At 74.0% G+C, this 21,253-nt stretch carries 19 protein-coding genes; 11 read left to right on the forward strand and 8 right to left on the reverse strand.

Features of this window, described 5'->3' with window-relative positions:
- Positions 1–17: 17 nt before the first annotated feature.
- Positions 18–491, reverse strand: coding sequence for a succinate dehydrogenase hydrophobic membrane anchor subunit (locus tag ABD361_RS01725; RefSeq protein ID WP_344432776.1), 474 nt, complete (start codon positions 489–491; stop codon positions 18–20).
- 8 nt (positions 492–499) lie between these two features.
- Positions 500–880, reverse strand: a complete 381-nt coding sequence (gene sdhC / locus ABD361_RS01730) for a succinate dehydrogenase, cytochrome b556 subunit (RefSeq protein WP_344432777.1) — start codon at positions 878–880, stop codon at positions 500–502.
- A 328-nt stretch (positions 881–1,208) separates the two neighbouring features.
- Here sdhC and ABD361_RS01735 point away from each other — a divergent pair, with 328 nt between their 5' ends.
- The 7 genes from ABD361_RS01735 (at position 1,209) to ABD361_RS01765 (ending at position 8,560) form a co-directional block, all read left to right on the forward strand.
- Positions 1,209–2,831, forward strand: a complete 1,623-nt coding sequence (locus ABD361_RS01735) for a beta-N-acetylhexosaminidase (RefSeq protein ID WP_344432778.1) — start codon at positions 1,209–1,211, stop codon at positions 2,829–2,831.
- Between the two features lie 335 nt (positions 2,832–3,166).
- Complete coding sequence (locus tag ABD361_RS01740; protein ID WP_344432779.1) at positions 3,167–3,796, forward strand: hypothetical protein; 630 nt, start codon at positions 3,167–3,169, stop codon at positions 3,794–3,796.
- 145 nt (positions 3,797–3,941) lie between these two features.
- Positions 3,942–4,799 carry a DUF4328 domain-containing protein gene (locus tag ABD361_RS01745; protein ID WP_344432780.1) on the forward strand — a complete coding sequence of 286 codons (858 nt, stop codon included), beginning with the start codon at positions 3,942–3,944 and terminating at the stop codon, positions 4,797–4,799.
- A 34-nt stretch (positions 4,800–4,833) separates the two neighbouring features.
- Complete coding sequence (locus ABD361_RS01750; protein WP_344432885.1) at positions 4,834–5,454, forward strand: RNA polymerase sigma factor; 621 nt, start codon at positions 4,834–4,836, stop codon at positions 5,452–5,454.
- The gene (locus tag ABD361_RS01755) at positions 5,454–6,461 is read left to right on the forward strand and encodes a hypothetical protein (protein WP_344432781.1); all 1,008 of its coding nucleotides are present in this window, start codon (positions 5,454–5,456) and stop codon (positions 6,459–6,461) included. The genes ABD361_RS01750 and ABD361_RS01755 overlap by 1 nt, the downstream gene beginning before the upstream one ends.
- A gap of 271 nt (positions 6,462–6,732) precedes the next feature.
- The gene (locus ABD361_RS01760; protein WP_344432782.1) at positions 6,733–8,325 is read left to right on the forward strand and encodes an acyl-CoA mutase large subunit family protein; all 1,593 of its coding nucleotides are present in this window, start codon (positions 6,733–6,735) and stop codon (positions 8,323–8,325) included.
- 19 nt (positions 8,326–8,344) lie between these two features.
- Positions 8,345–8,560 (forward strand): hypothetical protein, encoded by a 216-nt coding sequence (locus ABD361_RS01765; RefSeq protein ID WP_344432783.1) that lies wholly within the window; start codon positions 8,345–8,347, stop codon positions 8,558–8,560.
- Between the two features lie 182 nt (positions 8,561–8,742).
- Here ABD361_RS01765 and ABD361_RS01770 read toward each other — a convergent pair whose 3' ends face one another.
- Positions 8,743–10,986, reverse strand: coding sequence for a HelD family protein (locus ABD361_RS01770; protein WP_344432784.1), 2,244 nt, complete (start codon positions 10,984–10,986; stop codon positions 8,743–8,745).
- A 220-nt stretch (positions 10,987–11,206) separates the two neighbouring features.
- Between ABD361_RS01770 and ABD361_RS01775 the strand changes: the two genes are divergently transcribed.
- On the forward strand, positions 11,207–12,625 hold the full coding sequence (locus ABD361_RS01775; protein WP_344432785.1) for an amidase: 1,419 nt from the start codon (positions 11,207–11,209) through the stop codon (positions 12,623–12,625).
- 65 nt (positions 12,626–12,690) lie between these two features.
- Here the strand turns inward: ABD361_RS01775 and ABD361_RS01780 are convergent, their stop codons facing one another.
- Positions 12,691–13,383: a FadR/GntR family transcriptional regulator gene (locus tag ABD361_RS01780; protein ID WP_344432786.1), complete on the reverse strand. Its 693-nt coding sequence runs from the start codon at positions 13,381–13,383 to the stop codon at positions 12,691–12,693.
- Between the two features lie 97 nt (positions 13,384–13,480).
- On the opposite strand from ABD361_RS01780, the gene ABD361_RS01785 reads away from it, so the two are divergent.
- On the forward strand, positions 13,481–13,981 hold the full coding sequence (locus ABD361_RS01785) for a gluconokinase (RefSeq protein ID WP_344432787.1): 501 nt from the start codon (positions 13,481–13,483) through the stop codon (positions 13,979–13,981).
- A 31-nt stretch (positions 13,982–14,012) separates the two neighbouring features.
- Positions 14,013–15,404: a GntP family permease gene (locus ABD361_RS01790; RefSeq protein WP_344432788.1), complete on the forward strand. Its 1,392-nt coding sequence runs from the start codon at positions 14,013–14,015 to the stop codon at positions 15,402–15,404.
- Positions 15,405–15,571: 167 nt separating this feature from the next.
- Here the strand turns inward: ABD361_RS01790 and ABD361_RS01795 are convergent, their stop codons facing one another.
- On the reverse strand, positions 15,572–17,059 hold the full coding sequence (locus tag ABD361_RS01795; protein ID WP_344432789.1) for an FAD-dependent monooxygenase: 1,488 nt from the start codon (positions 17,057–17,059) through the stop codon (positions 15,572–15,574).
- An 80-nt stretch (positions 17,060–17,139) separates the two neighbouring features.
- Between ABD361_RS01795 and ABD361_RS01800 the strand changes: the two genes are divergently transcribed.
- On the forward strand, positions 17,140–17,784 hold the full coding sequence (locus ABD361_RS01800; protein ID WP_344432790.1) for a TetR/AcrR family transcriptional regulator C-terminal domain-containing protein: 645 nt from the start codon (positions 17,140–17,142) through the stop codon (positions 17,782–17,784).
- On the opposite strand, the gene ABD361_RS01805 is transcribed toward ABD361_RS01800, so the two are convergent.
- From ABD361_RS01805 to ABD361_RS01815, 3 genes are read right to left on the reverse strand one after another with little or no spacing between them, the layout of a single operon-like run.
- Entirely contained in the window at positions 17,770–18,876 is a 1,107-nt protein-coding gene (locus ABD361_RS01805) for an acyltransferase family protein (protein ID WP_344432791.1), read from the reverse strand. The two genes, ABD361_RS01800 and ABD361_RS01805, sit on opposite strands and share 15 nt — an antisense overlap.
- Positions 18,873–20,243 carry a polysialyltransferase family glycosyltransferase gene (locus tag ABD361_RS01810; protein WP_344432792.1) on the reverse strand — a complete coding sequence of 457 codons (1,371 nt, stop codon included), beginning with the start codon at positions 20,241–20,243 and terminating at the stop codon, positions 18,873–18,875. The genes ABD361_RS01805 and ABD361_RS01810 overlap by 4 nt, the downstream gene beginning before the upstream one ends.
- The gene (locus ABD361_RS01815; RefSeq protein ID WP_344432793.1) at positions 20,243–21,220 is read right to left on the reverse strand and encodes a glycosyltransferase family 2 protein; all 978 of its coding nucleotides are present in this window, start codon (positions 21,218–21,220) and stop codon (positions 20,243–20,245) included. The genes ABD361_RS01810 and ABD361_RS01815 overlap by 1 nt, the downstream gene beginning before the upstream one ends.
- Positions 21,221–21,253: the final 33 nt, after the last annotated feature.

Here is a 21,253-nt window from a genome sequence, read left to right on the forward strand (position 1 = left end):
CGCGTCAGCCCCGGGCTCTAGCGGATGTTCGGGTCGAAGGTGAAGATCACCAGCGTGCCCAGCAGGACGGTGAACACCGTGGCGGTGTACAGCAGCATCTTCAGCCAGAAGCGGGTGTTGTCCCGCTCCGCGTAGTCGTTGATGACCGTGCGCAGGCCGTTCGCACCGTGCAGCATCGCGAGCCACAGCATGATCAGGTCCCAGGCCTGCCAGAACGGCGAGGCCCAGCGACCGGCGACGAAGGCGAAGCCGACCTTGGTCACGCCGCCGTCCAGCACGAGCTGGATCAGCAGGTGGCCGAGGACCAGGACGACCAGGAGGATGCCGGACAGGCGCATGAAGAGCCAGCCGTACATCTCGAAGTTGGTGCGGGTCGCCTTGGGCGTCTTCTTGGTGCGCTTGCGGGGCGCCTCGATGACCGGAGCCGGGTTGTCGGCGGAGTAGGCCGACACCTCGCTCACGGCCGCGGCGGGGGTGGTTTCAGCGGACATCTCGCTTCTCAGCTCCCGAACAGCGTGCGCAGCGTGTGCTGGAGCACGGGGTAGAAGGCGCCTGCCATCAGCACGACCCAGACACCGACGACGGTCCACAGCATCTGCTTCTGGTACCGCGGGCCCTTGGACCAGAAGTCCACCGCGATGACGCGGAGGCCGTTCAGCGCGTGGAAGAGGATGGCGGCCACCAGGCCGTACTCCATCACGTTGACGATGGGCGTCTTGTACGTGGCGACGACGTCGTCGTACGCCTCGGGGGAGACACGAACGAGAGCGGTGTCAAGGACGTGAACGAACAGGAAGAAGAAAATGAGGACGCCGGTGACTCGGTGAGCCACCCAGGACCACATGCCTTCCCGGCCGCGGTACAGCGTTCCAGCCGGCACGGAAAACCCTCCGGGAGCGGGATTGGGGCCTGCCGGCTTCACTGTCGGTCGGGCCCGGCCGGGTACGGTCCACCGGCCCTGGCCATCGTAGCGACGCCTTGTCGGTTCGGTCCCCCGGGGTGGCGGAGGTGTGATCAAACAGGCACGTACGGCCTAGGACGCCCGGGAACCGGGGAGTGGGCCCCGGGGCGGCTTGTCCGGTGCGTCCCGGCGTGTCCGGAGGGGAACGGCGGACAGATGGGAAGAAAAGCCATATCTTCCTCTTGAAGGCACCAATGGGGAGGTTCGCTCCATGGGCTCCACTGGTTCCACGGGACGCCCCGTCAGGATGACGCGGGCGTCCGCCGTCCGGGGGACGGTGGCCACCCTCGGCCTGCTCGCCACGATGACCCTGATGGGCTGCCCCGGCAAGGGGGCCGTCCACCCCTCCGGCAGCGACGACGCCCGCTCGCCCCAGGGCGGCAGCGCCTCCGCCCCGGCCTCCACCGCCTCCACCGGCGGCGCGGCCGCCGCGGAACCCGCCCCCGTCCCGGCCGCGGCACCCGCCACCGTGCCGGCCGTACGCCAGTACGACCGGCGCGACGGGCCCGGCTGGCGACCCGCCCGCGGCGCCCGCGTCGTCGCCGACCCCGACGGCCCCGCCGCCGACGAGGCCCGCCTCCTCGCCGGCGACCTCGGCCTCCCCTTCGACCGGGGCCCCGCCCGGGCCGGCGACGTCGAGCTCGTGCCCAGGGTCGGACAGGCCGGCGGACCCGAGGCGTACGAGCTCACCACCGAAGGCCGCAAGGTCACCATCACCTCCGCCGGCGACGCCGGCCTCTTCTACGGCACCCGCACCGTCGTCCAGGCCGTCCGCACCGGCGGCGGACTCCCCGAAGGCGTCATCAAGGACGCTCCCGACCGCCCCCAGCGCGGCCTGAACCTCGACATCGCCCGCAAGCACTTCCCCGCCGACTGGATCGAGGCCCGGCTCCGCGAAATGGCCGACCTCAAGCTCAACCAGCTCGGCCTGCACTTCTCCGACGACCAGGGCTTCCGCATCGAAAGCTCCAGCCACCCCGAGATCGTCTCCCAGCAGCACCTCACCAAGGCCGAAGTACGGCGCATCGTGCAGCTGGCCGGCTCGCTGCACATCACCGTCGTCCCCGAGATCGACTCGCCCGGGCACCTCGGGGCCGTCATCGCCGCCCACCCCGGCCTGCAGCTGCGCGACGCCACCGGCGCGGTGGCGCGCGGAGCCGTCGACATCTCCAACCCCGAATCCGCGCGGATCGTCGACGACCTCCTGCGGGAGTACGCGCCGCTCTTCCCCGGACGGTGGTTCCACCTCGGCGCCGACGAATACCGGGCCCTCATGGCCCGCGACCCCCAGACCTCCTACCCCGGCCTGGCCGACGCCGCCCGCCGCAAGTACGGGCCGCGGGCCAAGGTGCAGGACCTCGCCACCGGATGGCTCAACGACCGGGCCGCCGTCGTGCGCTCCCTGGGCCGCACGCCCAAGGCATGGAACGACGGCTTTTTCCCCGACGGAGTCGTCGTGCCCGACAAATCCATCGAAGTCGAGTACTGGACGGGCAAGGAGAACGGGGCGCGGAACCCGCAGGACTACCTGAACGAGGGACGGACGCTGGTCAATCTGAACGACGAGTTCCTCTACTACGTGCTCGGCGAACCCAATGACTTCCGGTACCCGACCGGGGAGCGGATCTACGGGGGCTGGGGGCCGGCGGTCCTGCGCGGCACGGCGGCCGCGTCGGCGGCGGGCCCGGACCGGGTCCTCGGCGGACGGCTGGCCGTGTGGTGCGATCGCGCCGGGGCGCAGACGCCCGAACAGGTGGCGGCGGGCATCCACGTGCCGCTGGCCGCGGTGGCCCAGCGCGTCTGGGACCCCCGGCCCCCGACCCGCCCGTGGCCCGACTTCCGCTCCCTGGCGGGGCGAGTGCGCCGCTGACGCCTGCGGCGGGCTGTTCCCCAGCCCCGCCCCTTCCCGAAACCGGGGCTCCGCCCCGGACCCCGGGGTGGTGCACGCCGGTGGGCGGGTTGGTGCCCACCCGTTCCGCCCTGCGGAACGCCTGCCCACCAACGGGTGCACCATCCAGCCCGTCCGGCGATTGAGGACACCGGGCGGAGCCCGGTCCGGGGGTGCTAGGGGGCGCAGCCCCGCTAGGAGACGGGGAGAGGGCGGGGCTGGGGAATCGCCCGCCGCAGGCGTTACCGGTGTGACGGACGGGGCCCACGCAGCGCTGTACCTGCCGGAGGCACTCCGAAACGGAAGGGACGCAGTCCATGGGCTTCTGGGGGCACTTATTAGTCGGCCGTGGCGGGGACCGGGCGCTCGCCGCCCGCCCGGTCCTCGCCACGGGGCGTGAACACCTCGTCCCGGCCGCCGCATTCACCGACGGCTGGCAGATGTGGTGCCGCATGGCGCCCGAGCCGCTGCGTCCGGCCGTCGAGGACGCCGTGGCCTCCGTCGACGACCTCGTGCGGGCCCTCGCCGACGACACGGGCGCGCCCGCGCTGGCGGCCGGCGTGCTGGCCGGTGACTGCGCGGTGGTGTTCGGGGCCGTGCCCGCGGGCACGCCGTGGGCGGCCTGTCTGGGCCGGGTGGCCCTGGCGCGGCACCTGGCCGGCACCGGGCTCGGGCCCGATGACATTTTTCCGGTTCCGCGCACGGCCGCGGCGCACTGCGCGGCCTGGGCCGCCGCGGCGGGGCGGGTGACGGATGCCGGTGCGCTGGCGCGGGTGCTGGCCGCCGATCCGGGGCCGGACGTGGTGGGGCTGTTCCGCGAACTGCTCGCCGGCCTCGGCATGGTGGAGGAGGCGCTGCCCGCGTGCGCGGTGGCGGGACGGGGACGGCCGGAGCCGCCACCCCCCACAGGAGAGGCTCCGACCGCCGTCCGCTGCGAACCCTGGTGAGGCCCGCACTTCCTACAGCGCCGGGAGGCGAAATTTCATCACAGTGGGGGACAGACAATCTCGGGCGCGTAGTATCACCCGCTCATGGCACTACCCCTGGGAGTCCTCACCGATGTATCCGTGCGGTCACTGCCGCGCCACTGCCGTGGGTCCTGACGGCCGGTGCGCCGCCTGCGGCGCGTACCAGCAGCAGGCGCCCGCCCCCTACCCGTACCCGGGTGTGCCCGGTGTGCCCGGCATGCCGCGGGTCGGCGGGGTCGACCTGCGCCGGGGGCTGCGCATCGCGCTGACCGTGCTGCTCTCGGCCATGATGCTGGTGCTGGTGTTCGACATCGCGGCGGCCGGCAAGGAACGCAGTGCGTGCGAGGAGCTGCTGCGGACGGGGTCGCTCGACGAGGCCGGCCGGCAGGCGCTGGAGGACGCCGACGCCTTCGCCACCGGTGTCGGCATCGTTCACTTCGTCCTGTTCGCGGCCACCGCGGCGGTGTGGGCCGTGTGGTTCCGCCGGATGCGGGTCAACGCCGAGATCTTCGCGCCCGGTACGCACCGCTTCGGCACCGGCTGGGCGGCGGGCGCGTGGTTCACGCCCGTGGTCAACCTGTGGTTCCCCAAGCAGATCGCCAACGACCTCTACCGGGCCAGCTCCCCGGCCGGCCCTCAGGCCGCGCCCAGGACGCTGCTGAACTGGTGGTGGGTGCTGTGGGTGACGTCCTTCGGTGTCGACGCGGTGAGCACCGTCTTCGACCGGGCCGCCACGGTCAAGCTCCGCGGCCTCGACCACGGCAGCTGGCGCGACGGCGTGGAGCTGATGAAGACCTCCCTCGTCCTGGACGCCTTCTCCTCCCTGCTGCTGCTCGCCGCCGCGCCCCTGGCGATCCTCGTCGTGCGGCAGCTGACGCGGATGCAGGAGCAGCGGGCGCTGGTGCACGCCCCGCACCCCCCGCACCCCCCGTTCCCCCCGACCTCCTACGGACCGTACGGCGCCGGTCCGGCGGCCTCCTGAATCGCAGGCACGACCCGTGGTGCAGGATGTGACCGTGCAGGGGGACGACGCTGAGCTGACCGCCGCCGTGCGTGCGGCGCAGAGCGGGGACGAGACGGCATTCCGTACGGTCTACCGGACCGTGCACCCCCGGCTGCTCGGATACGTGCGCACTCTCGTCGGCGACGCCGACGCGGAGGACGTGGCGTCGGAAACCTGGCTGCAGATAGCCCGTGACCTGGAGCGCTTCACCGGCGACGCCGACCGCTTCCGCGGCTGGGCCGCCCGCATAGCCCGCAACAGGGCGCTGGACCACATACGGATGCGCGGCCGGCGCCCCCTCATCGGCGGCGACGAGAGCGAACTGGCCGGCCGCGCCGGCGACGCGGACACCGCCGGGGAGGCGCTGGAGGCCCTCGGCACCGGGCGTACCCTCGCCCTCATCGCCCAGCTGCCGCAGGACCAGGCCGAGGCCGTGGTGCTGCGCGTGGTCGTCGGCCTCGACGCCAAGAGCGCCGCCGGGGTGCTGGGCAAGCGGCCGGGGGCGGTGCGCACCGCCGCGCACCGCGGGCTGCGGCGACTGGCCGAGATGGTGACGGCGGGGGCGGGCGCCGGCGGAGCGAATGCTTCCGCGGGTGTGACGCAATTGCGCATGCGGACGCAGAAGGACATGTGATGGCGGACGACCACCGGTACGAGCAGGGCTGGCTGGATGACGACGCCGTGGAGCGACTGCTGCGCGGCGAGCACCTCTCCGGCACCGCACCCGCCGACGCCCGGGCCACCGCCGACCACCTGACCGCGGCCCTGCGCGCCCTGACGGAACCGGCCGGTGCGGCCGGCACGGCGGCGCGCGGTGCGGACGCCCCGCTGCCCGGCGAGGAGGCGGCCCTGGCCGCCTTCCGCGAGGCCCGCGCGGGCCGGCCGGCGGCCCGGGCCGGCGCCGTGCGGCGCACGCCGTTCGCCGTCGTGCGGGCGTTCCTCGACCGGCCCACCAAGGCGCTCGCGCTCGCCCTCGCCGGGTGCGCGGTCGGCGGGGTGGCCGTCGCGGCCGGGGCCGGGGTGCTGCCCGGGCCCTTCGGGCGGTCGGACGGCGAGCCGGCGCCCGCCGCCAGCGTGACCGTCGCCGACGGCGGCGGCCCGCGCACCACCGCGCCCGCCACCCCCGGCCCCTCGCACGGCGCCACGCCCGGTCCGCGTCCCGGGCACAGCCCGGGGGCCTCCGGCACCCCGGGCCGCGGCACGGGCAAGCCCGGCGGGCCGAGCATCGAGCCGGGCCCCGACGGGCCCTCGCCCAGCCGGCGCGGTGACGGCAAGCCCGGCAAGGGCGGCACCGACACCGGCGAGAGCACCACAGGCGACGTCACCGGCAGCGCCCGCGCCACGGTCGCCAAGCTGTGCCGGGACTTCCTGGCCGACGGCAAGCGCACCGGAGGCGGCAAGGGCGTCGACGAGGACGGCGTGCGCGCCCTCGAGCGCAGCGCGGGCGGCGGCACCAGTGCCGTGCGCGCGTACTGCGAGCGCCTGCTCGCCGGGCTCGACGCCGGCACGTCCGGCAGCGGCTCGGACCTGGACGACCTGCTGCGCCGCGGCGCTCCGCGCACCCGCAGCCTGCCCCGTCCGAGCGTTTCCCAGCCGGCCGTCGCACAGGGTGTGACACTTTTGGGCACCACGACGCTGTAGGAAATGAGCCGACTGGTCATCGGCTGCGCAGGAGCCGGAGTTCCCCCCATGCAAAGCCGGCTCCACGCGCCCTGAGGCGCGGGCGGGGCTCTTCCCCCGGTCCTGCCCGCGCCCCCCTCGCACGCCCGGTTTGGTCACCGGTGCGTGGCGGCCCGGACCGGGCCCGCGCGGCCGCTACAGTCCAAGCGGAGGCCCGGGCCCGGGGCCGGCCGAAGCCCCGGAACGCAACCGCCCGGACGCTGCCTCCGACGGAGAGCGGGAGGCGTGCACCATGACGACCCGAGCGCGATCGACCGAGTCCGGGCTGCCCGTCCGGTCCGTCTACGGCCCCGAGGCCCTCGCCGGCTGGGACCCCGCCGACCGGCTCGGCGCCCCCGGCACGTACCCGTACACCCGCGGCATCCACCCGGACATGTACACCGGCCGGCCCTGGACGATGCGCCAGTACGCCGGCTTCGGCACGGCCGCCGAGTCCAACGCCCGCTACCGGCAGCTCATCGCCGCCGGCGGGCACGGGCTGTCGGTCGCCTTCGACCTGCCGACGCAGATGGGGTACGACTCCGACGCCCCGCAGGCGGCGGGCGAGGTCGGCAAGGTGGGCGTCGCCGTCGACTCGATCGAGGACATGCGGGAGCTCTTCGACGGCATCCCGCTGGACGAGGTCTCCACGTCCATGACCATCAACGCCCCGGCGGCCCTGTTGCTGCTGCTCTACCAGCTGGTGGCCGAGGAACAGGGCGTGCCCGGCGAGCGGCTGACCGGCACCGTGCAGAACGACGTGCTCAAGGAGTACATCGCCCGCGGCACCTACATCTTCCCGCCCCAGCCCTCCCTGCGGCTGACCGCCGACATCTTCGCCTACTGCCGCTCCGAGCTGCCGCGCTGGAACACCATCTCCGTCTCCGGCTACCACATGGCCGAAGCCGGCGCCTCGCCCGTGCAGGAGGTCGCCTTCACCCTGGCCGACGCCGTCGCCTACGTCCGCACCGCCGTCGCGGCCGGCATGCACGTCGACGACTTCGCGCCCAGGATCTCCTTCTTCTTCGTGGCCCGCACCACACTGCTGGAGGAGGTCGCCAAGTTCCGCGCGGCCCGGCGCATCTGGGCCCGGATCATGCGCGACGAGTTCGGCGCCCACGACCCCAAGTCGCAGATGCTGCGCTTCCACACCCAGACCGCGGGCGTGCAGCTCACCGCGCAGCAGCCCGAGGTCAACCTCGCCCGCGTCACCGTCCAGGCGCTGGCCGCCGTGCTCGGCGGCACCCAGTCGCTGCACACCAACTCCTACGACGAGGCCATCGCCCTCCCCACGGAGAAAGCGGCCCGCCTCGCGCTGCGCACCCAGCAGGTCCTGGCGTACGAGACGGACGTGCCCGCCACCGTCGACCCCTTCGCGGGCTCCTACGCCGTCGAGACCCTCACCGACGAACTGGAATTCGCGGCACTGGAGTTGATGGACGAGGTGGAGGGGCGCGGCGGCGCCGTGGCCGCCATCGAACAGGGCTTCCAGAAGGACGAGATCGAACGCAACGCCTACCGTATTGCGCAGGAGACCGACCGCGGCGAGCGGGTCGTCGTCGGCGTCAACCGCTTCCGCCTCGACGAGGAGGAGCCGTACGAGCCGCTGCGCGTCGACCCCGCCATCGAGGCCCGCCAGCGCGAGCGGCTCGCCCGGCTGCGGGCCGGCCGCGACGCCACGGCCGTCGAACAGGCGCTCACCGACCTGCGCACGGCCGCCGCCGGCACCACGCACAACGTCCTCCCCCCGATGAAGGAGGCCCTGCGGGCGCGGGCGACGGTGGGCGAGGTGTGCGGGTCCCTGCGCGAGGTGTGGGGCTCCCACACGCCCTCCGGCATGCACTGATGTGGGAGACACTGGTGGAATGTCCTCCCCGCGCCGCAGCTGTCCCGTCTGTGCCCGAGAAATCGCCGTCGTCGGCGGCCGCTACGCCCGCCACGACCCGCCGGGCCGCCGCGTGGCCACCTACGAGCTGATCTCCTGCCCCGGCTCGCGCCGCTCGGCCCCCCTGCTCACGACGGAGCCCCGGCTCTTCGACCCGGAGGAACCGCCGATGGAGGGCCAGCAGCAGCTGTTCTAGGGGCCGCTCCGGCGGCGCGAGGGCTAGCGCCCCGTCAGGGGCGCGGGGAACTGCGCGATCGGCCACCGACAGCCCGCAGAAGCGCTCCGGGCGCAGCCCGGCACTCCGCCTGCGGGCGCGTCGTGGCTTGTCGCGCAGTTCCCCGCGCCCCTACGGGGCGCCGGTCCGGCGGGAAAGGCCGGTCAACTCTGCGGCAGCAAACCGCACTCCGCAAGCGGCGCCGGCAGTGCCGATGCGTGTATCACGCCGAGGCGCTGCGTCGCCCGGGTCAGGGCGACGTACAGGTCACTGCCGCCGAACTCCGCCGGTTCCGCCACGAGCACCGTGTCGAACTCCAGGCCCTTGGCCTGCCGCGGGTCGAGCAGCACCACCGGGCGCGTCAGGTCGGGGGCGACGCCCCACGACGCGTCCGGCAGGGCCGTGGCCAGTGCCGGGAGCAGGGGAGCCGGGGCGATCACCGCCAGCCGGCCGGTGCCGTCCGTCTCCCGGGCCACCGCGGCGGCCACCGCGCCGGGGACGTCGGCGGTGTGCAGCGCCCAGGGGCGCACGCCCGTCGAGCGGACCGAGCGCGGCGGGGCGGCGGCGGGGTCGCCGGACGCGCGCAGGACGGCCGCCGCGACCTCCATGATCTCCGCGGGCGTCCGGTAGTTGACGCCCAGGCGCACGTGCTCGAAGCGGTCGCCGACGTACGGCGCGAGGGCCGCTTCCCAGGAGCCGACGCCGCCCGGTTCGGCGGTCTGCGCCGGGTCGCCGACCAGCGTCATCGAGCGGGTCGGGCAGCGGCGCATCAGCAGCCGCCAGGCCATCGCCGACAGCTCCTGCGCCTCGTCGACGATCACATGGCCGAACGCCCAGGTGCGGTCGGCGGCCGCGCGCTCGGCGGCGCTGCGGTGGTCGGCCTCCTCGTGGCGTTCGGCCAGGCGCTCGGCGTCGACCAGGTCGTGCGCGGCCAGCACCTCCGAGTCCTCGTCCTCGCGGTCCTCGAACTCCTGGGTGCGCGAGCCGTACGACAGGTCGAGCACGCCCTGGGCGTAGGCGATGCGTTCCTGCCGCTCGGCCTCGGCGGCGGCGCGGGCGGCGGAGTCGTCCTCGCCGAGGAGTTCGGCTGCCTCGTCCAGCAGCGGCACGTCGGCGGGCGTCCAGGCGCCGTCCCAGCCGGCCGCGGGCCGGCGGATCGCCTCCGCGTCGGCCTCGGCCAGGTGGCAGGGCTCGTCGAGGAAGTCCGCGACGAGCTGCTGCGGGACGAGCGCCGGCCACAGCTCCTCGATCGCGGCGTGCACCTCGCTGCTCCCCGCGACCGCCTTGCCGAGCTGGGCGATGTCGTCGGGGCCGAGGAAGTTGGGCCCGCCGTAGGGGTCGGCGCCGATGCGGTCGGCGAGCTGGGTGGTCAGCGCGTCGATGACGTGGAAGGCGAAGTAGGGGCGGGCGAGGTTGTGCGGCAGCTTCGTCGCACGGGCCGCCTGCCGGGCCGCGCGGGCGATGTCCGCGGTCAGCAGCAGCTCGCCGTCCTCGTGCGCGATGCGCAGCTCCGGGTCCGGCAGGATCTGCCGGTCGCGCACGTACGCGGCGAGGGCGCCGGCCATCTCCGCGCGCCCCTTGACCTCGGCGGCGCGCGGCGTGTCCGCCGCCGTCGCCCGCACCCCGGGGAACAGCTCGCCGGGCGTGGCCAGCAGGACGCCGGTCTCGCCGAGCGAGGGCAGCACCTCGCCGATGTAGCCGAGGAAGGCCGGGTTGGGGCCGACGATCAGCACGGCCCGCCGGGCCAGCTGCTCGCGGTGCGCGTAGAGCAGGTACGCCGCCCGGTGCAGGGCGACGACGGTCTTGCCGGTGCCGGGGCCGCCCTCCACCACGAGCACGCCGCGGTGCGGGGCGCGGATGATGCGGTCCTGCTCGGCCTGGATGGTCTGCACGATGTCGTGCATCCGCCCGGTGCGCGCCGCGTCCAGCGCGGCGAGCAGCACCGCGTCCGCGTCGCTGCCCTCGTGCCCGGTGCGCTCGGTGTCGGTCAGGTCCAGGATCTCGTCGTGCAGGGCGGTGACCCGCCGGCCCTGCATGCTGATGTGCCGGCGGCGCCGCAGCCCCATGGGCGTGTGCCCGGTGGCCAGGTAGAACGGCCGGGCGACCTCGGCGCGCCAGTCGACGACCAGCGGCGTGCGGTCGGGGTCGTCGCGCCGGATGCCGATCCGGCCGATGTGGTGGTCGCGCCCGTCGCGGAAGGCCAGGCGGCCGAAGCACAGCCCGTGCTCCCCGGCGTCGAAGGCCGCCAGCAGCCCCGTCTGCTCGGCCACCAGCACGTCGCGCTCCAGCCGCGACTGGAAGGTGTTCCCGGCGGGCACGAGCGCGGCGCGCAGCGCGGCTTCCGACCGGGTGCGCAGTTCGGTGAGGCGTTCGTGCAGCAGGTCGATGAATTCCTGCTCACGACGCATTTCCGCGTTCACCGCGGTTTCGGCGATTGACAATTCGGCTCCCGCACGGATATGATGGCCTCATCAAGCTTCCCCATGCGTTGAGTTGGGCTCAGGCATGGAAACAACCAATATACCCCGGCCGGATTTCGGCCGGGGTTATTTGTTGTCCGCGGAGCCCGCCGGGAGTGGCAAACGCCCGTACGGTTAACACGTGTTCGGCCACGGGAAGGGAACCCCCGTGACCGGTTACGGAAGTGAATGGCCCGAGGGCCTCGCCGCCCAGGCCCGGGCCCTCGCCGAGCGCGAGGTCAGTGCGCGCGAGCTCGTCGAGCGGGCCCTGCGCAGGATCGAGGCCACCCAGAGCACGATCAACGCCTTCCGGCTCGTCCGCGCCGAACGGGCCGTCGAGGAGGCCCGCGCGGCCGACGAGCGCCTCGCCGCCGGCGAACGCCTGCCGCTCCTGGGCGTGCCCGTGGCCGTCAAGGACGACATGGACCTGGCCGGCGAACCCACCGCCTTCGGCTGCCCCGGAATCTTCCCGCCGCAGCGCACCGACTGCGAGGCCGTGCGCCGATTACGTGCCGCCGGCGCCATCGTCGTCGGCAAGACGAACACCCCCGAGCTCGGCCAGTGGCCCGTCACCGACGGCCCGGCGTTCGGGGTGACCCGCAACCCCTGGAACCTCAAGCACACCCCCGGCGGCTCCTCCGGCGGCTCCGCCGCCGCCGTCGCCGCCGGGCTCGTCCCCGCGGCCCTCGGCTCCGACGGGGCCGGCTCCATCCGCATCCCCGCCGCCTGGACGCACCTGGTCGGCATCAAGCCGCAGCGCGGCCGCATCTCCACCTGGCCCCACCGCGAGGCCTTCCGCGGCATCACCTGCGACGGGCCGCTGGCCCGCAGCGTCGCCGACGCCGCCCTGCTGCTGCACGCCGCCGCCGGCTCCCACGAGGGCGACCTGCACCGCCCGCCCGCCGTCGACGTCCTCGCCGCCGCCGGCCACGAGCCCCGCCGCCGGCTGCGCATCGCCCTCTCCCTGCGCCCCGCCTTCGCCGCCGTACGCCACTGGCTGCACCCCGCCGTGCGCGCCGCCACCCTGCGCATCGCCGACCGGCTGGCCCTGCTCGGGCACGAGGTGGTGGAGGAGGAGCTGCGCTACGGGCCCATCGGGCTGGCCTTCGTGCCCCGCTCCATGGCGGGCATACGCGACTGGACGGCGCGCGTGCCCGACCGCGCGCTGCTCGACGCCCGCACCCGCGCCAACGCGCGCGGCGGGCTGCTGCTCGGCGGCGAGGTGCTGCGGGCGGCCCGCGCGGCCGAGGCACCGCTGCGGCGCCGGATCGGCGAGCTGTTCTGGCGGTTCGACGCCGTGCTGACCCCGACCACGGCCGTACCGCCGCTGCGCACCGGCGACCTGGCCGGGCTCCGCAGCCGCGACACCAACTCCCGCGTGATCGCCGCCTGCCCGTACGCCTGGCCGTGGAACGTGCTCGGCTGGCCGGCGGTCAGCGTGCCGTCGGGGCTGACGGAGGAGGGGCTGCCGACGGGCGTCCAGCTGCTCGGCCCCTCCAACAGCGAACCGCTGCTGATCTCGCTGGCCGCCCAGCTGGAGGCCGACCAGCGCTGGTACGAGACCTGGCCGCCGGGCCACCCGCGCTAGGGCGGAGCAGCACGGCACTTCGTCTGCGGGCGCGTCGTGGCTTGTCGCGCAGTTCCCCGCGCCCCTTACGGGGCCAGGACGTCGAGTTCTGCCATCGCGCCGGTGACGATCTCCCGCGTCAGGGCCTCCGCCCGCGCCGCGTCGTGTTCGCGCACCGCCTCGGCGACGCGCACGTGCAGGGTGACCGCGGCCGGGTCGGGGTCGGTGAACATCACGTGATGGCGCGTGCGGCCCGTGAGCACCTCGGCCACCACGTCCCCCAGCTGCGCGAACATCTCGTTCCCCGAGGACCGCAGGATCACCCGGTGGAAGGCGACGTCGTGGACCAAATACCCCTCCAGCTGCTGGCCGCGCGAGGTGGCCACCATGCCCAGGGCGTGCTCCGTCAGCTCCGCGCACTGCTCCGCGGTCGCGTGCCGGGCCGCCAGCCCGGCGGCGACCGGCTCGACCGCCGAGCGCAGCACCGTCAGCGAGCGCAGCTGGCGCGGGCGGTCCGGCCCGGCCAGCCGCCAGCGGATGACCTGCGGGTCGTAGACGTTCCACTCCTCGGCCGGCCGGACGGTCACCCCGACCCGGCGCCGGGAGGCGACCAGGCGCATGGCCTCCAGGACGCGTATGACCTCGCGGACGACGGTGCGCGAGACCTCGAACCGCTGCTCGAGTTCGTCCGTGCGCAGCACGCTGCCCGGCGGGTACTCCCCGGCCGTGATCGCGGGCCCCAGGGAGTCCAGCACGCGGGCGTGCAGTCCGTTGTCCATGCGCCCAGCGTACGGGCCGGCACACAGCGCAATAAGTATGACGTTTACATCACAGTGGCTTGAATAAGTCGTACTCATCCGTTTGGGTGGCCGGGTGATGAGCATTGTCGTGATGGGCGTCGCCGGCACCGGCAAGAGCACGGTCGGCGCCCTGGTGGCCCGGGCCCTGGACATGCCGTACGCCGACGGCGACGACCTCCACCCCGCCGCCAACATCGCCAAGATGACCGCCGGCATCCCCCTCGACGACGCCGACCGCGCCCCCTGGCTCGACGCCGTCGGCGCCTGGCTGCACCAACAGGCCGCGCACGGCCGCGGCGGCGTCGTCAGCTGCTCCGCCCTCAAACGCGCCTACCGCGACAGGCTGCGCGCCGCCGCCCCCGGCACCGTCTTCCTGCACCTCACCGGCGACCGCGACCTCATCGCCGCCCGGATGGCGGCCCGCACCGGCCACTTCATGAAACCCGGGCTGCTGGACTCGCAGTTCGCCACGCTCGAACCCCTCGGGGCCGACGAGGCCGGCGTCACCGTCGACGTCGCGCCCGGCCCGCGGACCGTGGCCGAACGGGCCGTCGCCGCCCTGACCCGACTCCCCTGAAGACTCCCTGAAGACCCTCTGAGGAAGCCCCGTGAGCACTCTCAGCGTCGAGATGCTGGCCGCGGCCCCCGCCGCACCGATCACCACTGCGGGCCATGCCCGGCTCGGCATCGCCGTCCTCGTCGGCATCGCCGTCATCGTCGTCCTCATCGGCCGGCTCAAGCTCCACGCCTTCCTGGCCCTGACCGTCGGCACGCTCGTCCTGGGCGTCGCGGCCGGCGCACCGCTGGAGAAGACCGTCGCCTCCTTCACCACCGGACTCGGCTCGACCGTCGCGGGCGTCGGCGTGCTCATCGCCCTCGGATCGATCCTGGGACGGCTGCTCGCGGACTCCGGCGGGGCCGACCGCATCGTCGACACCATCCTCGCCAGGGCCGGCACCCGCACCATGCCCTGGGCCATGGTGCTCATCGCCGGCGTCATCGGACTGCCGCTCTTCTTCGAGGTCGGCATCGTGCTGCTGGTGCCGGTCGTCCTGCTGGTCGCCCGGCGCGGCGGCCACTCCCTGATGCGCATCGGCATCCCCGCCCTGGCCGGCCTGTCCGTCATGCACGGCCTCGTCCCGCCCCACCCCGGACCGCTCGCCGCCGTCGACGCCATCGGCGCCGACCTCGGCGTCACCCTCGCGCTCGGCGTGCTGGTCGCCGTCCCCACGGCGGTGATCGCCGGACCGCTGTTCGCGCGGTACGCGGCACGGTGGGTGGACGTCGCACCGCCGCCGGCCCTGATACCGGAGCCCTCCGCCGAGCGCGAGGCGGACCGCCCTCGCCCCGGGTTCGCCGCCTCCGTCGCGACCGTGCTGCTGCCCGTGGCCCTCATGCTCGCCAAGGCCGTCACGGACGTCGTCGTCGACGACCCCCACCACCCCGTGCAGCGCGCGGCCGACGTCATCGGCTCACCCCTGATCGCACTGCTGCTGGCCGTCCTGGTCGGCATGGCCACCCTCGGCCGCGGCACCGACTCCGTCCCCGCCTCCGTCGAGAAGGCCTTCGCCCCCATCGCCGGCATCCTCCTCATCGTCGGCGCCGGCGGCGGCTTCAAACAGACCCTCGTGGACGCGGGCGTCGGCCGCATGATCCTGGAGGTCTCCAAGGACTGGTCCCTCTCCCCGCTGCTCCTGGCCTGGCTCATCGCCGTGGCCATCCGCCTGGCGACGGGCTCCGCGACGGTCGCCACGATCTCGGCCGCCGGCCTCGTCGCCCCCCTGGCGGCGGACATGAGCACGACGCACACGGCACTGCTGGTGCTGGCGGTGGGGGCGGGATCGCTGTTCTTCTCGCACGTCAACGATGCGGGGTTCTGGATGGTGAAGGAGTACTTCGGGATGACGGTGGGGGAGACGGTGCGGACGTGGTCCCTGATGGAGACGGTGGTCTCGGTGACGGGGCTGGTGAGCGTGCTGGGCCTTTCGCTGGTGCTGTAGGGGGGCGCCTGCGGCGGGCTGAGCCCCGGCCCCGCCCTTTCACCGTTTCCCGGGAGCAAGCCCCCGGACCCCCGGCCCCGCCGGTTTGTGGGCAGGCGTTCCGCAGGGCGGAACGGGTGGGCACAAACCGGCCCACCGGGCCGCACCACCCCCGGGCCCGTAGGGCCCTAACCGCCCACGACCCGCAGATAGTCCGGCACGCCGGCCACGTCATCCGCCGCCAACCCCACATACCCGTCCGGCCGGATCACGAACACCCCCGGCCCGTACGCCTCCTTCACGTACCCCTCCGCCGGCACCCGGCACACCCGCACCCACTCCGGCACCGGCACTGCCCCCGCCTCGTCCCCCACCACCAGCACCGTGAAGTGCGGCCCCCGGAACGCGTCGAAGAGCGCCCCGTCGGCCAGCGGCGCGTCCGGCGCGCGGTCGCCCGCCCTGAGGGCAGCGGCATCGGCACCGGCATCGGGCCCCAGCCCGCGCCGCGTCTCGCGGCTGAGCGCCCCGCCCCGGTACCCGAGTGTCAGCTGGTGCGTCTCGGGGCCGCGGACGGAGAAGCCCCCGTCGGCCCGGTCGGCGCGGAAGACGCGCTGGGAGAGGCCGAGGACGCCGCCGGCGATGCCGCGCCGTTCCTCGTCGTACGTGTCGAGCAGCGTGTCGTCGGCTCCGCGCCGCAGGACGGCTTCGAGCTTCCAGCCCAGGTTGTACGCGTCCTGGACGCTGGTGTTGAGGCCCTGTCCGCCGGACGGCGGGTGGACGTGGGCCGCGTCGCCGGCGAGCAGGACGTGGCCGACGCGGAAGCGTTCGGCCATGGCCACGCGGGGCCGGTAGACCGAGGCCCAGTGGATCTCGTGGACGGTCAGCCGGTGGCCGGTGCGTTCGCTCAGGAGCCGTCCGAGCGCCTCGGGCGTGGCGTCGCGGTCGATGTCGAGTTCGCGGCCGGGGTCGTCGAAGATGGCGATGATCTGCTTCGAAGTGGCGCCGGGCAGCTGGTTGATGGTCACCAGTCCGCCCTCGGCCCGCGGCCACATGTGCCAGTGGTCGGTGTCGAAGGCGTCGGCGTCCGGTCCGCCGAGCACGAGGTCGGCGACGATCGCACGCCCGGTGGTGACGTCGTTGCCGTGGAAGGGCACGCCGAGGGCCTTGCGGACGGTGCTGCGTCCGCCGTCGGTGGCGACCAGGTGGCGGGCCCGTACGGTGGCGCCGGTGCCGAGGGTGGCGGTGACTCCGTCCGCGTCCTGCTCGAAGCCGGTGAGTTCGGTGTCGAACTCCACGCTGCCGCCGAGTTCTTCGAGGCGTGTCCGCAGGATGTCGACGGTGCGCCGCTGCGGCAGCATCCGCGGGGTGCGGTAGGGGGTGCCGGGGGAGTCGGCGGCGGGTTCGGCCAGGGGGCGGGCTTCGCCGCGCCGGCGGCCGTCCCAGTTCTGGATGGGCAGGACGGGGCCGCTGTCGGCGAGGACGGCGTCCACCACCCCGAGGTCGTCGAACATCTCGAGGGTGCGCGGCTGGATGCCGGCGCCCCGGGAGCCGGGGAAGGTGCGCCCGGAGCGTTCGACGAGGCGGTGGGGTATGCCGCGGCGGGCGAGGTCGATGGCGAGGACGAGGCCGGTGGGGCCGGCTCCGGCGATCAGCACCTCGGTGTGCTCAGGGTCCATGGGGCGCCCCTCCCTTGTGCTTAACGTTGTTAAGTTCATGGCACTGTCAGCCTGAACTGAACAGCGTTAAGCTGTCAAGCGTGGCTTCTCGCATCGACCGGTCCCTCGTGGCCGACACCGCGCTCCGGCTGCTGAACGACGTGGGCCTGGAGGGCCTGACCCTGCGCCGGATCGCCCAGGAACTCGACTGCCGCGCCCCGGCCCTGTACTGGCACTTCAAGAACAAGCAGGAACTGCTCGACGAGATGGCGACGGTGATCTTCCGTCGCATGGCGGACGACCTGAGCGCCCTCGACCCGGGCGACTGGCGCACGTTCCTGGCCGACTGCGCGCGGGTGCAGCGCCGCACCCTGCTGGAGTACCGCGACGGCGCCAAGGTCTTCGGCGGCACCCGCTTCACGGACGACAGCTACGCGGGACCGCTGGAGGGGGCGATGCGGGTGCTGGTGGCCGCCGGCTTCACGCCGCGCGCGGCGGCCCGCGCCTGGTTCACCGTCAACACGTACACCATGGGCCACGTCATGGAGGAGCAGTCGGTCTACCCCGTCCCCGGCGGGGAGCGCGACCCGGTCTACGACCTGACCGAGCGCGCCCGCCGCATCGAGGGGCACCCGCTGGCCACCGAGGCGGGCTGGGAGGTGTTCGGCGACCTGGAGGCGGGCTTCGAGACCGGCCTGCGGGCCGTCGTCGCCGGTATCGAGGCGACCCTGCTACCTGCTCAGTGACCTGCGCAGCACGGGCGTGAACCGCCGCTCCACGAACCGGTGCAGCGCCCACGCCAGCACCAGCATCACCAGCAGCGTCAGCGCGAACGTCACGTACGAGGGGATGACCAGCCCCCGGTGCAGGGCGCCGATCACCACCCACCCCAGGTGCTCGTGCACCAGGTAGAACGGGTACGTCAGCGCGCCCGCGAGCGGAAGCCACCGCCACGTCGCCCAGCCCGTCCTGCCGGTGGCCACCGCCGCGACGGCCGCGTACCCGAGGGCGAGGACGGCGATGACGACGTAGGCGGAGCGGGTGGAGAAGTAGTGCGGGTTCGGCGGGTGGACGAGCCCCGCCACCGCGTAGTGCTGGCCGAGCAGGAAGCTCACGGCGACGATGCCCCAGGCGGTCGCGTCGTTGCCGAAGCGGTGCACCAGATACAGGCCGATGCCGCCGATGAAGAACATCGAGTGCTCCGGCATGACCACCACGCGCAGGAACTCCACGTGCGACGCCGTGGTGACGACCGTCATCAGCGTCCACGCCGCGCAGAACAGCACCACCCGCCGGCGCGAGGCGCCGGGCAGCACGACGAACAGCGCGAAGAGGGCGTAGAAGCGCACCTCCGCCCACAGCGTCCAGCACACCCCGAGCACCCGCTCGGCGCCCGCGGGCTGCTGGAGCATGGTGAGGTTGACGAGCGTGTCGCTGGGGGAGACCGCCTTGTACGCCACCCACGGCAGCGCGAAGACCAGCGTGACGAGCACGATCGCCGCCCAGTAGGCGGGGTAGAGGCGGGCGGCGCGCGAGGCGAAGAACGCGCGCAGGGGGCGGCCCCAGCCGCTCATGCAGATCACGAAGCCGCTGATGACGAAGAAGATCTGCACGCCCAGGCAGCCGTACGCGAACGCCGCCGACAGGTGCGGGAATTCGTGGCGCGGCGAGGCGCCCCAGGCGCGCGAGACGTCCCCGTCCCGGCCGCCGTAGTGGTACAGCGCCACCATCAGGGCGGCCACCAGCCGCAGCCCGTCCAGGGCGTACAGCCGCCCGGCGGGCCGGGCGGGCTCCTGCTGCGGCTGCGCCGCCTGCGCGGGAACGTCCAGGAGCGTCATGCCGGCCTCCGGCGCAGGGCCCGCACCCGGCGCACCAGCCTGCGCACGCGCCGGCTGCGGGGCAGGAAGGCGAGCTGGGCCGGGACGGCGCCGGGCAGCCCCAGCGCGGTCAGCCGGCGCCGTTTGAAGTAGCGCCACGTACGGGCGTCCAGGTGGGCGGCCAGGTAGCGCTCGGCGGCGGGGCGCAGCCCGGGCAGCACCTGCGGCTGCATCGCGAAGCCGACGGCGGCCAGCAGTCCTTCGAGGCCGGCCGGGGGCGGGGCACCGCCGCTGCTTTCCCCGACTTCCCCGACGTCCCCGACTTCCTCGACGTCGTCGAGGAGTGCGTCGACGAGTGTGACGGGCACGCGGTTGCTGTTCTGGTACGGGGTGAGGCGCTCCAGCAGCAGGCCGGTGCCCGCGCGGGCCACGGGCAGGCCGTAGAAGGTGCGTGCGGTGAGCAGGGCCGTGGAGAAGCAGGCGACGACGAGCGCGGGCCGCAGCCGCTGGTAGACGACCTCGGCGAGGACGGGCGTGTCCAGGACGGTCAGCCGGGCGCCGAGCCGCTGCGCCTCCTCCTCCAGCAGCGTCGACCAGCGGGCCGGGGCCGAGGGGTGCGGTTTGAAGACCACCTCGCGGTGCCCGCGGCCGACCGCACCGCGCAGCATGCGCACGTGCAGGCGCTCCTCCTCCTCGGGGGAGAGGATGTCCAGGGCCGACAGGTACTGGCCGAGCACGAGGGCCGCGCCCTCGGGCGCGGCGGGCAGCCCGGCCGCGCAGGCGTCCGCGAGCTCGGCCAGCACCTTGGTGAAGACCTCGCCCGGCACAACCACCTGCGGCACGCCGAACTCGGTCAGCAGCAGTGGTTCCAGGCCCGGCACCAGGTCGAGGTGGAGCAGGCGGCCCACCCGGGTGCCGATCAGCGGGTCGAGCCTGCTGCGCGTGGGGCCGTAGCTCATGAGCCCGTCGGCGTAGACGTCCAGGGCCGCGTCCGCGAACACCTGGGCGACCGCGAGGGCCGGGTTGACCTGCAGGGACTCCAGGGCGATGGAGATCTCGTCCGTCCCCAGCCCCCACAGCAGCCGCAGGTGCCGCTCCCACAGGGGGACGTCGTCCGGGCGCGGGGACCAGCCGGTGGGGTGCAGGGGGCTGATCGCCTCGTTCCACGACAGCACGCCGTCGAAGCGGGAGCGCAGCCGCTCGAAGCCCGGGGCGGTGTCGAAGGCGGGCGTGGTCTCGGGCACGGCCGCGGTGTTGGCGACGACCAGCAGGCGGCGGTCGGCGGCGGGGAAGAGCCCGGCGTCGAGGGCGGCGGCCAGGGTGGCGGCGCCGTACAGGGTGGAGGCGAGGAACAGCTGCGTGCGCCGGCGCGGCGCGGGCGCCGGCATCAGGCGGCCGCCTTCGCGGCGAGCGGGCGGCGGCGCAGCCGGCGCAGCGCAGTGGCGCGGTCCACGTCCATGGCGTCCAGCGCGCCGTCCACCAGCGGCCGGGGCAGGCGCCCCAGGGCAGCCGCGCTGCGCGTGCGCAGTTTCCGGGCGACCGCGGGTTCGAATCGCTCGATGTTCCCGAGGTGGTGGGAAATGATCGCGCAATAGGTGCGCACGGCTTTCGGCAGGAGTTCTCCCGCGTCCGGGTCGGCGGCCGTTTCCTCGATTACCCGATCGAATGCGCGAAGGAAATCGAGTTGGCGTTCGTCACCGATCTGGGTGAGCGAGGTGGCGACGCCGCGGCGGTAGAAAATCCCCAGCAGTCCGCTGACGGCGAAGGATTGCGCCTCGCGGTGCAGACGCCAGATCCACGGCCGGTCCTCGGCGGTGCGCAGCCCGGGCACGAAATGCAGCAGCCCCGCCTCCAGCAGCCGCCGGTGGTAGATGCCGGCCCAGGCGTACGGATAGTCGACGCAGGTCGAGCGGTCGGCCGGCAGGATCGCCTCCCGCGGCGCCAGCGCCACCCCGCGCGGGCCCACGGGCACCCGCTGGACGGTCCGGGCGCGGCCGGTGCACTGCACGTGGTCGGTGCGCACGAAGTCCACGCCCAGCTCCTCGATCACCGCCAGCAGCCGCCCGTAGTGGCCGGGGGCCAGCCAGTCGTCGCCGTCGAGGAAGGTGACGTACTGCCCGCGCGCCGCTTCCAGCCCGGTGTTGCGGGCCGTGGCCAGCCCCTCGTTGCGCGCGTGCCGCAGCAGCCGGGCCCCCGGCAGCCGGCGGGCGGCCCGCTCCAGCAGGGCCGCCGTGCCGTCCGTCGAACAGTCGTCGACGAGCAGGAATTCGACACCCTCGAAACTGTTCGCCTCCAGGCTCCTCAGTGTGTCGGAAGCGTATGTCTGCACGTTGAAGAACGGCACGATGACCGAGAGCTTGACCACTCACCGCACGTTAAGCGCTGCCCCGGCATTCGC

The sequence above is a fragment of the Streptomyces luteosporeus genome (assembly GCF_039532865.1).
In the GTDB taxonomy this organism is placed as follows: Bacteria; Actinomycetota; Actinomycetes; order Streptomycetales; family Streptomycetaceae; genus Streptomyces; species Streptomyces luteosporeus.

What these genes read in the sequence shown, in the direction of transcription:
- ABD361_RS01785 (WP_344432787.1), top strand. Translation starts at nt 13,481, where the DNA reads ATGAGCATTGTCGTGATGGGCGTCGCCGGCACCGGCAAGAGCACGGTC.
- ABD361_RS01795 (WP_344432789.1), bottom strand. Translation starts at nt 17,059, where the DNA reads ATGGACCCTGAGCACACCGAGGTGCTGATCGCCGGAGCCGGCCCCACC.
- ABD361_RS01725 (WP_344432776.1), bottom strand. Translation starts at nt 491, where the DNA reads ATGTCCGCTGAAACCACCCCCGCCGCGGCCGTGAGCGAGGTGTCGGCC.
- ABD361_RS01765 (WP_344432783.1), top strand. Translation starts at nt 8,345, where the DNA reads ATGTCCTCCCCGCGCCGCAGCTGTCCCGTCTGTGCCCGAGAAATCGCC.
- ABD361_RS01780 (WP_344432786.1), bottom strand. Translation starts at nt 13,383, where the DNA reads ATGGACAACGGACTGCACGCCCGCGTGCTGGACTCCCTGGGGCCCGCG.
- ABD361_RS01740 (WP_344432779.1), top strand. Translation starts at nt 3,167, where the DNA reads ATGGGCTTCTGGGGGCACTTATTAGTCGGCCGTGGCGGGGACCGGGCG.
- ABD361_RS01735 (WP_344432778.1), top strand. Translation starts at nt 1,209, where the DNA reads ATGACGCGGGCGTCCGCCGTCCGGGGGACGGTGGCCACCCTCGGCCTG.
- ABD361_RS01755 (WP_344432781.1), top strand. Translation starts at nt 5,454, where the DNA reads ATGGCGGACGACCACCGGTACGAGCAGGGCTGGCTGGATGACGACGCC.
- ABD361_RS01810 (WP_344432792.1), bottom strand. Translation starts at nt 20,243, where the DNA reads ATGCCGGCGCCCGCGCCGCGCCGGCGCACGCAGCTGTTCCTCGCCTCC.
- ABD361_RS01805 (WP_344432791.1), bottom strand. Translation starts at nt 18,876, where the DNA reads ATGACGCTCCTGGACGTTCCCGCGCAGGCGGCGCAGCCGCAGCAGGAG.
- ABD361_RS01760 (WP_344432782.1), top strand. Translation starts at nt 6,733, where the DNA reads ATGACGACCCGAGCGCGATCGACCGAGTCCGGGCTGCCCGTCCGGTCC.
- ABD361_RS01770 (WP_344432784.1), bottom strand. Translation starts at nt 10,986, where the DNA reads ATGCGTCGTGAGCAGGAATTCATCGACCTGCTGCACGAACGCCTCACC.